Below are 14,046 nucleotides of genomic sequence, written 5' to 3'. Positions count from 1 at the left end.
CTAACTATTTAAAAAATCAATAATTTTTTGTAACTCTTGTTTTTGACCCATTCCTGTTAAAAATGCAATTCCATTAAATACTGGAACACCATAATCTTTTTTTGCTTTAACGATTGAAATATATCCGTCTGCTGATTTCAAATGCGTTTCTAATGCCTTCATATCTACAGCTTCAATTTCACAAGGTACGTTAGCTTCTTTTAATAATCTTTCAACTTTTGATGCTACTGTTTGAGAAGTAGCCACTCCTGATCCACATGCAACAATTAATTTTTTCATAACTCTTCCTCCATTTCTACTGTTACAAATAATTGATAAACTTCTTCTTCAGATTTTGCGTTTTGTAATTTTGTAATAAATTCATCTTGTCCAAAAATATTCATTAGTTCGACTAACAAACCTGTTTGATTTTTTGGCTCAGAAATTCCTAATACAATTACAAAATTTACAGGAACCTCTTCATCTGATGTCCCCATCTGAATAAAAGTTATAGGTTTTGATAATTTTACAATGTAAATAAACGGTTTTTTCACATACTCACTATACGTATGCGGAATTGCTACTGCTGTTTTTTCTAATCTCAATCCTGTTGGAAATTCCTCCTCTCTTTCCACAATTGCAGTTGCAAATCCATCAGTTACAAACCCTTTATCAAACAAAGTTTTTGATAATTGCTGTAATAAATCTTTTTGGTTTTCACCCACTCCTTCTAAATTAATTAATTGTTTATTGACTAACTGTGATATAATTGTCATCTTTTTCACTCCTTATAAAATTGATTCAAAGTTAGCTTCTGAAAATAATGCCGTCATAAAACTCTCATAATCTTCGCTCTTCCATAAGTTCTGTATATAAGAAGAACTATCAATCTTAGAATAAATAACTTTTAAAGCATCTTTATAAAACTCTAATTCCTTTTCTGCAATTGCAATTAACATTACGACTTTAATTAAATTTTGTCCCCAATAGATTGGTTTCTCTAATGTCATCATAATCAGTTCACTAGTTTGAACCTCTTTTGGATTTGCATGAGGAAGTGCTATACCTGTATAAGTACTTGTAATTCCTAAATTTTCTCTATGTCGTATAGTCTTTTCAAATTTTATATTTTCAAGATTTTTCTCATTAGCCAATTGAATAATCTTTGATAAACACTTTTCCACACTGCTTACTTTTTCTCTGATATATACTGATTTTCCAAGTAATTTTTTTATAAGTCGATTCGTATATTCTTCATCATTTTTCGTTAAAAAGTTATATTGTGTTTGCTCCATTGTATTGGCTAAAAATTTTCTTTGGATTTTTAGTAAATCATCTTCTTTCATAATCGTTCCAACATGAATGTAAGGAAACGACACATTCTTTAATTCCACAGAACTAATCACTAAGTCGTTTATGCTAATATCTAAAGAGCTTGCTTTGGAATACTCAACTTTATGAATATGTTCGTATTGACCTGTTATTTTTCTAACTTGATTCAATAATAATTCCGATGTTGCTAAACTATGAGGGCATATCACATAGATATTCATTGGTTTTTTTATCTTTTCTACTGATATCTCCAAATGTATGGTTAAAAGCGCTGCTTCATTATCTGTTAATTCAACGTTAAAATTATTCTTAAAAACTTTTCCTGATAACCAAACAAAGTTATACAAGACTCCATACTGGTACTTAATTTCTTCCATCAAATCACTCTTCAAATGAATTTTATTTCGCAATCTCATAATCATTGCTGGGATATGATTGATTAACATTCCTCGTAAATAATCGTCTTGCTCAAAATGAATACCCGCTAACTCACCAACTAAGGCTATAAATTCATCGACTGTTTTCTCAATTTGAGCATTGGACTCTAAATAAGTATTTTCATAATTTCCAATAGTAATTAAGCTCTGAGAAAGAGAAATGATTTCTTTCTCGGCAACTTCTTTTCCAGAAACTTCATTCAATAAATCTCTAGCTAATAAATAAGTTTCAATAATTTTTGGGTTATTACTATCTAAATCATTTTGCTGTTCTATAAAATAGCCGTTTTTCCAACGAATATCGAAAATAATCAAGTCCATTAATAAGTAATGACGATATTCATAACAAACTGAAAATTTATATTTTTCTAACAAATGATTCATAATTTGAATAATTTCTTGAACTCTATTCTGATTAATACATCCATAATTCGATAATCCTGTTAAATTAAAATGAATTAATCCACTTAACAGCTTGTTACGAAAGAATTTTCTAATATTATCTTCCAAACCATCCAATGAAATTTTCCCTTGATGTTTAATCAATTTGATTCCATTCTTATTAATTTCTTTTTCCAATTCATGAACTTCTCTTCTTATAGTAGATTCACTCGTGAAGTTTTCAATTGAACAATCTAAAATATCAACTTCATTTTTTAGCATAAATGTAGATAATAGTTTATACTCTTCATTTTGCTTATTCGTCTTTTGTGAAGTTTGAAAAGTTTTCTTCAATTGTTCTTTGTATTTTTCATCTATTTCAATATAAATCCCCGTACTAGGTTTTTTCTTTATTTCTGAAGAAAAAGCTTTTAAATATTGATTAATTACTGAAATATCATTGTAAATCGTTTTAGTGGAAACTAAATACTGTTGAGCTAACACCTTCCCTGTAACAGGCTCGTTTTCTTGAATTAACCGATTCAATAGATCCACCTGTCTATTATTCATTAAAATCACCCTCCAACTATTTCCACATTTCCATTTTAAACCGCTTGCAAAAATATATTAAGTCAACTTTTTTCCAGAACATTGTGGAAGTTTTATTTTCCACTCATCAAATTACAAATTTCAATTATAGAAATGCAGAATTTATTTCCTATTATTTTCCTACTTTATCCCTTCTTAATCAATACCTTCCATCAAATTTGTAAATCAAAATATAAAAACGACTTTTAACTATTAGAAAAAATCTAACAGTAAAAGTCGTTAATTCATCCTAAATTCTACTCTTCCCCTAAACCAGGTCGATACGCCATCACGCCTAACCCCATAAAGATGACTAATGTAACAATTAAGAATACAACCTGTTCCTGAATCGTTCCTGCCATCGAAATCGTTTGTCGTAATCCTGATACTGAATAACTCATTGGAAGCCATGGGTTAATACTCTTGAAGAAATCATTCGTCAATGCAAGAGGATAAGTTCCTGCACTTGAGGCTAATTGTAATAATAAGAGTATTAATGAGAAGAATGCTCCCACACGAGAATTCCATGTTGTTAATGCCGTTACCATTGCCATAAATGTGACACTTGCTAATAGAATAAGAACTAGAGTTTTCATTTCATGGACTGCTGTTAATCCAATCATGTGTACTCCACCATAAACAAGTATTCCTGCTAATACAGCAATCATTCCATTAATTTCGAATCGAGCTTTAAACCAAGCCCAACGTGTTTCTGGATGTCTTCCAGATGGAAGTTTTGCAAAAATCATATTCGTTGATAATGCTGCCACAAATAATGCAACAGAAATCATATATGGAGCCATTGCAATCCCATTGACTGCTACGACATCATGATCTGTTTTTGATAATGCCAATGGATTAGATAAAGTTTTCGCATTTGTTTCTTCTGTCGAAGCTAATGCTAATTGTTCATTGGCATCCATTAATCCTGTACTTAAAGTAGTCACTCCACCATATAAAGTTTCCAATCCAGCTGAAAGGGTATTTCCTCCATCAGCAAGTTTTTCTGAACCTTCTGCAATTTTTTGTGATCCATCTGTTAATTTAGAAGAACCTGAAAGAAGTTGTTCAGATTTTTGATTTAACTGGCTTGTTCCAGATTGTAAGGTAGTGATTCCAGATACTAATTCTGAAGATTTTTGGTTTAACTGATTACTTCCAGAAGAAATTTTTTCAATCCCTGCGACTAGTTCAGGAGCTTTTTGTGCTAATTGTCCAACTCCAGAAGTTAACGTAGAAGATTTTTGGGCTAATTGAGAAGAACCTGATGCTAACTGACTCACACTACCGTTTAAAGTACTGTTTTTAGAACTTAAAGTATTAGCTCCTTGTGCTACTTTATCCACTCCACTTGTATAAGCACCAACACCGCTTTGAATTGCTTGACTTGCTGGAACAAGTTGTTGACTGACTGCAGCTTGTAGTGTTCCAATTCCTCCTGATAATTGTGTTAATGAAGAAGATGCTAATGGCAACACTTGTCCTGCTGCAGATTGTAATTTAGCGACACTCTCCGCTTGAGATTTTGCATGTTCCAAATTCCCTTTTAATGCTTGAATTGTCGATAAAATTTCTTTTGCAGATTGTGCACTCGTATTCGTTTGATTCGATACAGCTGCTGTTAATTCTGCTTGTTGTTCCGCACTTAAAGTGCTATAAGCATTGGTTGATTGAATGGCTGTTAATGCAGCTTGTTGAGAAGCTTGACTATTCACCATTACACTTTGTGCTGAAGCAGCAATTGTAGATAAAGCATTCGTTACTTCACCCATTAATGCTGTACTTTCAGTTGCATTCGCTGATTGAATGGCTTGATTTAATTGATCTAATCCAGCTGCCAATTGAGAAACTTGACTACTCTTTTGTGCAGACGCCTCTAATTGACTCGATAATTGCTGAATTCCTTGGTTCAATTGTTGAACTCCATTTCGCAAAGTATCTGATTGCCCTGCCAATTGACTTGCCCCTGAAGATAAGCTATCTACTCCAGAAGTGTATGCTTGAACTCCACTAGATAATTGATTCAACCCAGAGTCTAGTTTTACAACTCCTCCAGCATACGCTTGAACCCCGTCGTTTAATTGTTGGATTCCAGATGCTAATTCTGGAGTTTTAGAAGATAATTGATTTAAACCATTATCTAACTGAGATACAGCTCCTGTGTAAGTTAGCAATCCATTATGGAAGCTTGCTACACCTGAATCGATTTTTTTAACGGCATCTGTATAAGTCGTTAATCCACTCGTAAATTGCTCTGCTCCATTTGAAAAAGTAACACTTGATTGAGCTAAAGTTTGTAGATTATCAGCTAATTGTTGGCTTCCCTCTTTTAATTGATTGGAACCTGAAGCAAGAGTTTGACTTCCTTGCGAAGCTTGTTCCATTCCATCTTTTAAAGTACCCATTTTTTCAAATAAAGCTTTTGTATAAGTTTCTGTCACGTTTTTCGCAACAGTTTGCTTTAATTGAACCATTGCTGAATCACTCATTTTACTAGCAATAAAACTATGCCCACTAGAAGTTTGATAATCAATGTTCATTTGTTCTGGATGATTCGTTAAAATCGATGCAGCTTTTTGGGATAAATCACTAGGTAATGTCACAACCATATAATAAGTCCCATTTTCTAGTCCTTCTACCCCTTCTTCTTCTGTTACAAAATGAAAATTCAACGCATCATTATCTTTCAAATTCGAAACCATATCTTCGCCAATATTCATCGACTCTCCATTATACGAAGCAGCCTGGTCTTTATTCACAACCGCTACTGGTAATTCAGATAACTTTCCATATGGATCCCACATAGAAGATAAAAATATAATGTTATATAAGGCAGGAATCAGTGCAATTCCTATCATCACAATAATGAAAGTTGGTTTTTTCAAAATGGCTTTCCACTCTCTAAACATATAACTCCTCTTTTCTGTACATACTGTCTAATTTTTGATAAAATAGATTATACATCAGTAAAAAAAGATATCAAGTAATAAAATTCATTTTTAGACACAGTGTATAAAAATGTGCATAAAGGAGACATTATGACAGAGAGTAATAAACGACAAAAAACAAAACAAGCTATTGAAAATGCCATGGTACAATTACTAACAGAACAACCTTTCGATCAAATTAGTACGGTAAAATTAGCTGAAACAGCTGGAATCAGTCGTTCAAGTTTTTATACGCATTACAAAGATAAGTACGACATGATTGATCACTATCAAAGTAGACTATTTCATACGCTAGAATATATATTTGGGAAATATGCTAACCATAAACAACAAGCTATTTTAGAAGTGTTTGAATATTTACAGTCTGAACCACTATTAGCAGCCCTATTATCTGAAAACGGGACAAAAGAAATTCAAAATTTCCTTCGCAATAAATTGCTTATTTTACTAAAAACAGATATTTTAACACGCTCTGCAAATCGCCCGTTAAATGAAACAGATTTAGAATATTGTGGCGTTTATTTAGCCAATGCACTATTTGGTGTTTGTCAAATATGGATTGCTCACGGTAAAAAAGAAAGCCCTCAAGAAATAACAGACTTTTTATTCCCACTAACAAATGCCGTCAGCGAAGTTTTCTCAAAAAAATAGAAAAACGCATGAATCGTACGCTTACGATTCATGCGTTTTTAACATTTATAATTTTTTGTAACGAAAGTTCCCCATGAGACTCACAAACAAAAAGATTTTTCTCTTGTCTTTCTTACTTTTTCAAAAGATTAATCTTCACTAAATACTCTCTAGCAACGTCTTCAGCAGATCTTCCGTTTGCCCCTACTTCAAAGTTCATTTGGCTCATTTCTTCTTCAGAAATTTTACCAGCTAATTGATTTAAAATCCCTTCTAATTCAGGATGTTTTTTCAACAATTCTTGTTTCATTAGAGGAGCCCCTTGATAAGGTGGGAATAATTGTTTATCATCCTCTAATACTTTCAATTGGTAACGTGAAATTTCTGCATCTGTTGAATAAGCATCTGTTACTTGGATATCACCAGATTGAATCGCTTGGTAACGTAATGCAGGTTCCATGGTAGCTACATCCAATTGTAAACCATACATACTTTGCAATCCTTTATTTCCGTCTTCACGATCATTAAATTCTAAGGTAAATCCAGCTTTTAATGGACGATTCACTTTTTTCAAATCAGAAATTTTTGTTAAATTTTCAGCTTCAGCTAATGATTTTGGCACAGCAACGGCATAAGTATTTTGATACGCCATTGGTTTTAAGAATACAAAACCATCTTGTTCTAAAATCCCTTTACGAGCTACTTCATACACTTCTTCAGGTTCATGACTAACTTTTGGTTTATTTTTCAATAAACTTTCTGTAATGGTTCCTGAAAATTCTGGGTAAATATCAATATCTCCCTTTTTCAATGCTTCATATAAGAAATTCGTCTTCCCGAAGTTTGGCTTCACTTCAACTTTTAATTTCGTTTGATCTTCGATTAATAATTTATACATATTCATCAAAATTTCAGGTTCTGGTCCTAATTTTCCTGCGATAACTAGCTTATCTGATGTTTGCATTTTAGCAATTGTTGGAGCATAGGAAGTTCCTAAGCCAATAATCAAGACTAAAAATGCTGCCAAAATCGTTCTTAATTTTGCAGTTTCCATCCATTTTAATAAGAAGTTGAATAAAATGGCTAAAATCGCCGCAGAAATCGCTCCAATCAAGATAAGACTTGAATTATTTCGGTCAATTCCTAATAAAATAAAGCTTCCTAATCCTCCTGCACCAATTAACGCGGCTAAAGTCGCTGTTCCAATAATGAATACAGCTGCGGTACGAATTCCTGACATAATGACAGGCATTGCTAATGCAATTTCAAATTTTTTAAGACGTTCTACTTTTGTCATCCCAAAAGCAATCCCTGCTTCAACAAGACTTTCATCAATTCCTTGAAGTCCTGTAATTGTATTTTGCAAAATTGGGAATAAAGCATATAACACTAAAGTCGTTAAGGCTGGCAATGTTCCAATCCCCATAAACGGAATAAATAATCCAATTAACGCTAAAGATGGTAATGTTTGAATAATCCCTGCAATTTGTAATAAAAATCCAGAAATCTTTTTCGATGGACTCACTAATACTGCAACAGGAATAGCAATTACTACTGCTAATAATAACGCTAATAACGACAGTTGAAGGTGTTGTCCAAGAGCTAACATCCATTCACTATTTCTCTCTTGAAAAGTTCGAATGAATTCATTCATGATGTTCTCCCCCTTTAAATAATTCTTTAACGAATGCATTAGCCGGATTTGTTTGAATTTCGTAAGGAGTGTCTACTTGGACAATTTCTCCATCTTTTAACACAGCAATTCGATCGGCTAATTTTACAGCTTCATCTGTATCATGTGTAACAAATAAAGTTGTCATCTTAAATTCTTGATGCAATTGTTTCGTTAAATCTTGTAATTGTTTACGGCTAATCGCATCTAATGCTGAGAAAGGTTCGTCCATTAATAATATTTTCGGAGTCGCAATAATTGCTCGAACAATCCCTACTCGTTGTTGTTCTCCTCCAGATAATTCTTTTGGATAACGATGCGCGTAATCTTCAAAAGAAAGTCCAACTTTCTCTAATAACACCTTTGTTTGCTCTTGAATTTGTTCTTTTTTCCAACCTTTCATCTCAGGAATTAAGGCAATATTTTCTGCTACCGTTAAATTTGGAAAAAGTGCAATTTGTTGCAAGACATAGCCTGTTTCTAATCGTAATTCTCGTTGATTATGATCTTTAATACGCTTGTCATTCAAGTAAATATTTCCATCTGTTGGTTCGATTAATTGGTTAATCATTTTCATCATCGTCGTTTTCCCTGAACCCGATGGTCCCACTAAAACCATAAATTCACCGTCTTCAATGCGTAAATTAACATCTTTTAAGACAGTTTTTTCTGCGTAGCGCAATGCTACATTTTTGTATTCAATCATTTTAACTCCCCCTTTTAGTAAAAGCAGATTGTATCAACAAACAGCTCCTCTAATTTTACTCCAGTTCTCCATCTTTTAAATTTTGCAAAATTCGATTTAAATAGTTCTCTACTTGAACAATTTCTTCTTCCTTAAATCCTGCATAGAAGATTTCTCCTAACGCTCTGCTAACTCTTTCTCCGATTTCTTTTTGAGATTTTCCTAATTCCGTTAAGTTCACATATTTTCTACGTTTATCTTTCGGACAATCTTCCATGCACACTAAACCTTGTTTTTCTAATTGTTTTAACATACTCGTTAATGTGTTATTTGCTAGTCCTGTTCTACAGCTCAATTCTGAACAGGTAATATACCCTTCCGTATCATTCCATAAAACAGACATTATCTTCCCTTGTTCACTTCTAAAAAGTGCATCCGGTTCTTTACTTAATAACTTTTGATAAAGTCTTCCATTCAATAAACGAATATGGTGAATTAAATATCCCCCATTCTTTCTAGCCCCCATGACATTCATCTCCTTTCTTTTTGTTTCTATATAGAACTATATTCCTTTTTGCTCACTTTGTCAATTACTTCTATGTAGAAACTTTATAAAAAAGAAGAGCGTTCGTACTCGAACACTCCTCTTCGATTCATTAATCTACTTTTTTCATTTCTTCAAACATTTCATCATTGACATAACAACCTAGAGCAGGATTTTCAGATGGGTTAATCACTACATCGAAAGCTTTTGTTACTTGAGATAAAGTCTGAATCATTCCACTCCAGCTTTCATCATAAATTTGTCTCAATCTCTTCCAATCTGTATAGAAGACCATTGCTTCTTTTTCATCTTTCCCTGGTAAAATGGCAACATTTAATTTCTCTCCAGATTGTAAATCAATTTGTGCATTTGGATCTGCATTTTCTAATTTAATTGGTGTTAAGAATTTTGCTTTTGGTAATTCTAAGCATAAGAATCGATAGTATAATCCGTGCATAATTTTTTGTTCTTCTGTCTGCGGAAATCCTAATTGTCCTAATAACAAGATCCATCTCATGGCATCAGGATTTGTAACAGGAATATCTTCTTCTGCTACTCCTGTATAATCAGGTGCAGCAATAATTCCTTCTGCTGCAAGAGATGTTTGTTCTGTTACAAGATGGACTCCTGTAGCTCCGTTTTGGTAGAACGTTTCTAAGAAGAAATTCTCAATTCCTTTTCCATCTTCTCCTTTTTGAATACGACGTAATTCAAAAATTTCTGTGTCTGCAAATCGAGACGCTAATCTTTCTTCATACGCTACTGGAGCAATGAAAATCATTGGCGAACTACAAATGAATCCACCTTCTTCTCTTTGTTGTGTTTGAGAGAATAAATAAGGTTCTTCTGTTTTTTTAGAATACACAGTTACTAACTCATCTGCTTGTAGTAATTTATCACGCACAGCAATCATTAATTGTTCAATTTTGCCGACATTTGCAGCATGCTCTTCTGGTATTTCTTGTGAAGCATTCATATGACAGTATAGTAAAAATACACGTGCAATTTCTGATAAATCTGCTAAGCTTAATGTATCAATATCTCTTTGTGTTAAAACACCTTCTTGACGTCCCACAAAGACATTTCCTAATGTATTGACAAATGTTTTATAGATTTCTTCCTTGTCGGCACCTTCTTCGTGTAATACAGTTCCTTTTTTAATGCCTAAAGGCATTGCATCTTCTAACCAAAGAGCCACTGGTTCATTAGTTACTTCAAACACTTTTTCTCGCTGAGCATTTTCCATTGCGTAAATCGCAGAAGTTGTGACAGTTCCATTGTCATCTCCAAGGTTTGTCAACCAAACAAAGTCCCCTACTTTTAATGTTCCTTCAAGATTTCCTGTTACTACTAGGTCTAGTGAGTCATCACTAATTTTATAAACATCCTCTACTCCTAGTTTGAATGCTGGTTTTTCTTGTGCTGTTTCTTCTGTTTCTTGTTTTTTAAATAAATCTTTTAATCCCATTTTCGTTCCTCCGTCGTTAATTCTTTTCTCCAACTAATATCCATAAATGAACCGTTATCGTTTCTAATGGATGATTTTTACTATATTCTTGATCTTCTTTACTAGATCCCCAATATAAAGGAGTCATTTGTAATAAGTGTTCATACATTTCTGTAGTCAGTTTTACTTGATATGAAACTTCTTCCATCTTCATCGATGAATATTCTTGTTTAAACCGTTCTACAATATCCTCATTCGAATAGTGTTGTTTTTCTTCATTACTTTTATATAATTGTTGTCTTAATTCAATTAAATAGTTACTTCCAGGAATAATTTTAATGAATGTTCCTCCTGGTGCTAGCACACGGTTGAACTCCTTATAATTCGAAGGAGTTAACATATTGATAAGCGTGCCACAGGATTCATCCCCGAAAGGCAGCTGCGCTAAATCTGCCACAATCCACAAAGCTTTTTGAGAGTGATGATGACTAGCAGCCAAAATTCCTTCCTTAGCAATATCCATCCCTAATAAAGGAATATCTTCTAAAAATGACGATAAATAAGCAAGTGGGCTTCCTTCTCCACAACCAATATCAACAATCAGTTTATTCTCCTGTTTTGGAATCCGTGACAAAACTTCGTCTAATAGCGGATTGAAGAAACCACTCTGCGCTAATTCATAACGATGCATAAATAACTTTGCATCATAATCCTCATTCGCTTTTTGTTTCATCAAATGGAGCGTTCCTTTTTTATTAATATCAAAACGATGACGATTCGTACAAACCATACTATACCCATCTATTGTTTCAATAGCTGCATGACAGTAGGGACATGCAAATAAATGTTGATGTTTTTGTATAAAGTCTCGACTCCAGTCGATTTTCTTTTGCATCATCCACACTCCTGCTCCATTTATTCTCAATTGTCAGTATACCATAAAATTACTTTTCTGTTTGATTTTCTTTCTCCATCAAAATAACCGATTTTTTATTTTGACATTTTTTCCTGCAATGATACAATAGAATAGAATCGTAATTATCCCGATTTAATTACATGAATGGAGGAAATCATGATGAGTAGTAAAATTCCAGTAACCATTGTCAGCGGATTTTTAGGAGCAGGTAAAACAACGCTCATTAACAAAGTATTAAAAGAAAAACATGGCGAACATATTGCCGTAGTTATTAACGAATTTGGAGAAATTGGTGTCGACCACCAATTCGTCTTAGATGTAGAAGAAGAAATTTATCAAATGGATAATGGATGTCTATGTTGTACTCTTCGTACAGATATTGCAGACATGTTAAAATCTATTTTAATGGTCAAAGAACAAAACGGTATTAAAGTAGACCGTGTATTATTTGAAACAACTGGTTTAGCAGATCCTGCACCAATTGCTCAAACATTTATCAATGTACCATTTTTAAATGAACATTTTATTTTAGACGCTGTTTTAACAGTTGTCGATTCAAAAAATTTCTTATATCAAACCACTCATCAAACTGAACCAGCAAAACAAGTTGGTTTTGCAGACAAAATCTTTATGTCTAAACATAGTTTAGTAGACGATACAATTTATGCAAAAGTGATTAACGAAGTTCGTTCTATCAATCCTTTTGCAGAAATTCAAGATTTAGATGCTCGTCCAGTTGAAATGAAAGATATGTTTGGCCTTGAATTATTCTATGCTTCTGAAAAGAAAATTTTAGAAATGCAAGAAAATTCTGAAGAAGAATATTGTGAAGCATGTGGACACACTCATGCTCATGGCGAACATGATCACCACCATCATCACGATGAAGAACACTGCGAAGAATGCGGTCATGCTCATGCACACGGTGAACACGATCACGATCACCACCATCATGATGAAGAACATCACCACGACCACGATCACGACCATGATCATCACCATCATGGACATCATCATCACAAACATCACCACCACAGCGGTATTAATTCATTTGTCATTGAAACAGAGAAACCTCTTGTTTTAGCTCATATTAACGAATGGTTGAATGAATTAGTTTATATTTATGGACCTGAATTATATCGTTATAAAGGGATTTTAAGCGTAGAAGGTTTAGATTATCAAATCATTTTCCAAGGGGTTCAAATGAGCTTTGATATTTCTCGTGGACGTGATTGGAATGATACAGAACGTAAGTCGACTTTAGTGTTTATTGGTAAAAACTTGCCAGAAGATACATTAAGAGAAAGCTTTGTCGCTTGTACAAATAAATAATAAGCGTAAGAAAATAAAACAGAAAAAACATTCCTAGCCGTAGCATGGTCGCCAGCAGCCAGCAATGCTGTCTCATGGCTAAAAATCGAGCCTCAGGCTCGATTTTTCCCAGTAATATAAGCTGAAGGCTTATATTACTTTTGCTACGGAGAAATGTTTTTGTCTGTTTTATTTTTTCACATTTCTTCTCACTTTCTTATTGGAGTATTCATATAATTTTCAAAATTGCACTCTATACTTTAGTCATTCCCAAATAAGAAATATTATCCTCCCAAGTTAAATATTTCAAAATCCTTTTTTCCACCGACCGCTGTGTCGGTGGTTTTTTTAATATTCTTGGAGAATAATCATCATTTCCTCTTTCAAAGAATTTTCCCAAAGGTTTAAAGACTCCAATCTAAAATAGATGGCCGCTAAAAAACTTTTATACATTGCTAAACGATAATAACTTTCACGGCTTCCATTTAATTCTTCAAATCTTTGCTTTTTCATCCACTCACACAAAAGTTTTTGAGAAAGATTTCCAGACTCTATTCCAAAAAAGATTGCTAATCCTAATCTTTTTTCTTCTTCATCTATAAATGGTTGTTGACTCTTTTGAAAAATATCGCTAATGACTTCTAATGCTTCTACTACATATTCTTGAGTACAATTCGGATGAGAAATAATGGTTCCTAATAAATCGGCACCATGAGCAAATGCATGTACCCATCCTAACTTCTCATCATATCCCATTCTGTCTTTTTCTCTTTTCAAATAACCAATTCCATTTTGCATCCACGTAACTCTCTCTGAATTTGTTAAACAAGAGTCATATCCACTTGTTTGATCCCCATCAACTTGTAAAATCATTCCCATGACAAGTGCTGAGAATGAACGATAGGCTGTTACACTACCGGTCTCTTCTATTCTATACTCCAAAGGATTCGTGACATTCATTTTTTCAATCAGCCAACGTAATTGTTCTCTTGTTATCAGTTGTTCAAAAATAAATTGTCCAAATAAATTAAAAACTAAGTCATCACGAATTTCTGGATTCGGATTTCCGATATTCTCCCATAACCATTCTAACTCTTCTTGTGTTAATGCTAATTTATTCCCTTGTTTTATTTTTAACTGAGAAATCATTTCTTGTTCTAACATGATATTCACCTC

The 14,046-nt window shown here is 33.3% G+C and carries 12 protein-coding genes; 2 read left to right on the top strand and 10 right to left on the bottom strand.

The genetic code is table 11. The annotated features are described in order from the left end of the window. The 4 genes from RYK07_RS03855 to RYK07_RS03840 all read right to left on the bottom strand — a co-directional run bounded on the left by RYK07_RS03855 (position 1) and on the right by RYK07_RS03840 (position 5,626). Positions 1-279 (bottom strand): PTS sugar transporter subunit IIB, encoded by a 279-nt coding sequence (locus RYK07_RS03855; protein WP_314112220.1) that lies wholly within the window; start codon positions 277-279, stop codon positions 1-3. Further along, a complete protein-coding gene (locus tag RYK07_RS03850; protein ID WP_314255919.1) occupies positions 276-755 on the bottom strand; it encodes a PTS sugar transporter subunit IIA in 480 nt (159 codons plus the stop codon). Before RYK07_RS03850 ends, RYK07_RS03855 begins: the two co-directional genes overlap by 4 nt. A gap of 12 nt (positions 756-767) precedes the next feature. Next, positions 768-2,699 carry a PTS sugar transporter subunit IIA gene (locus tag RYK07_RS03845; protein ID WP_314852484.1) on the bottom strand — a complete coding sequence of 644 codons (1,932 nt, stop codon included), beginning with the start codon at positions 2,697-2,699 and terminating at the stop codon, positions 768-770. 275 nt (positions 2,700-2,974) lie between these two features. After that, positions 2,975-5,626 (bottom strand): YhgE/Pip domain-containing protein, encoded by a 2,652-nt coding sequence (locus tag RYK07_RS03840; RefSeq protein WP_314852483.1) that lies wholly within the window; start codon positions 5,624-5,626, stop codon positions 2,975-2,977. A 129-nt stretch (positions 5,627-5,755) separates the two neighbouring features. Here RYK07_RS03840 and RYK07_RS03835 point away from each other — a divergent pair, with 129 nt between their 5' ends. Beyond that, positions 5,756-6,316, top strand: a complete 561-nt coding sequence (locus tag RYK07_RS03835) for a TetR/AcrR family transcriptional regulator (RefSeq protein ID WP_314852482.1) — start codon at positions 5,756-5,758, stop codon at positions 6,314-6,316. Positions 6,317-6,428: 112 nt separating this feature from the next. Here RYK07_RS03835 and RYK07_RS03830 read toward each other — a convergent pair whose 3' ends face one another. The 5 genes from RYK07_RS03830 to RYK07_RS03810 form a co-directional block, all read right to left on the bottom strand. Beyond that, on the bottom strand, positions 6,429-7,949 hold the full coding sequence (locus tag RYK07_RS03830) for an ABC transporter permease/substrate-binding protein (RefSeq protein WP_314852481.1): 1,521 nt from the start codon (positions 7,947-7,949) through the stop codon (positions 6,429-6,431). Continuing rightward, entirely contained in the window at positions 7,942-8,673 is a 732-nt protein-coding gene (locus RYK07_RS03825; protein WP_314852480.1) for an ABC transporter ATP-binding protein, read from the bottom strand. The genes RYK07_RS03830 and RYK07_RS03825 overlap by 8 nt, the downstream gene beginning before the upstream one ends. A gap of 55 nt (positions 8,674-8,728) precedes the next feature. Then, positions 8,729-9,178 carry a MarR family transcriptional regulator gene (locus RYK07_RS03820; RefSeq protein WP_314852479.1) on the bottom strand — a complete coding sequence of 150 codons (450 nt, stop codon included), beginning with the start codon at positions 9,176-9,178 and terminating at the stop codon, positions 8,729-8,731. Between the two features lie 130 nt (positions 9,179-9,308). Beyond that, the gene (locus RYK07_RS03815; RefSeq protein WP_314852478.1) at positions 9,309-10,664 is read right to left on the bottom strand and encodes a hypothetical protein; all 1,356 of its coding nucleotides are present in this window, start codon (positions 10,662-10,664) and stop codon (positions 9,309-9,311) included. 16 nt (positions 10,665-10,680) lie between these two features. Beyond that, positions 10,681-11,538, bottom strand: a complete 858-nt coding sequence (locus tag RYK07_RS03810) for a methyltransferase domain-containing protein (protein WP_314852477.1) — start codon at positions 11,536-11,538, stop codon at positions 10,681-10,683. 177 nt (positions 11,539-11,715) lie between these two features. On the opposite strand from RYK07_RS03810, the gene RYK07_RS03805 reads away from it, so the two are divergent. Further along, on the top strand, positions 11,716-12,891 hold the full coding sequence (locus RYK07_RS03805; RefSeq protein ID WP_314852476.1) for a GTP-binding protein: 1,176 nt from the start codon (positions 11,716-11,718) through the stop codon (positions 12,889-12,891). A 327-nt stretch (positions 12,892-13,218) separates the two neighbouring features. Here the strand turns inward: RYK07_RS03805 and RYK07_RS03800 are convergent. Next, on the bottom strand, positions 13,219-14,046 hold an 828-nt coding region (locus RYK07_RS03800; protein WP_314852475.1), incomplete at its 5' end, for a DUF2785 domain-containing protein.

It is taken from the genome of uncultured Granulicatella sp. (genome assembly GCF_963528315.1).
Lineage (GTDB): Bacteria > Bacillota > Bacilli > Lactobacillales > Aerococcaceae > Granulicatella.
This window is presented reverse-complemented; position numbering and strand designations above follow the sequence as displayed.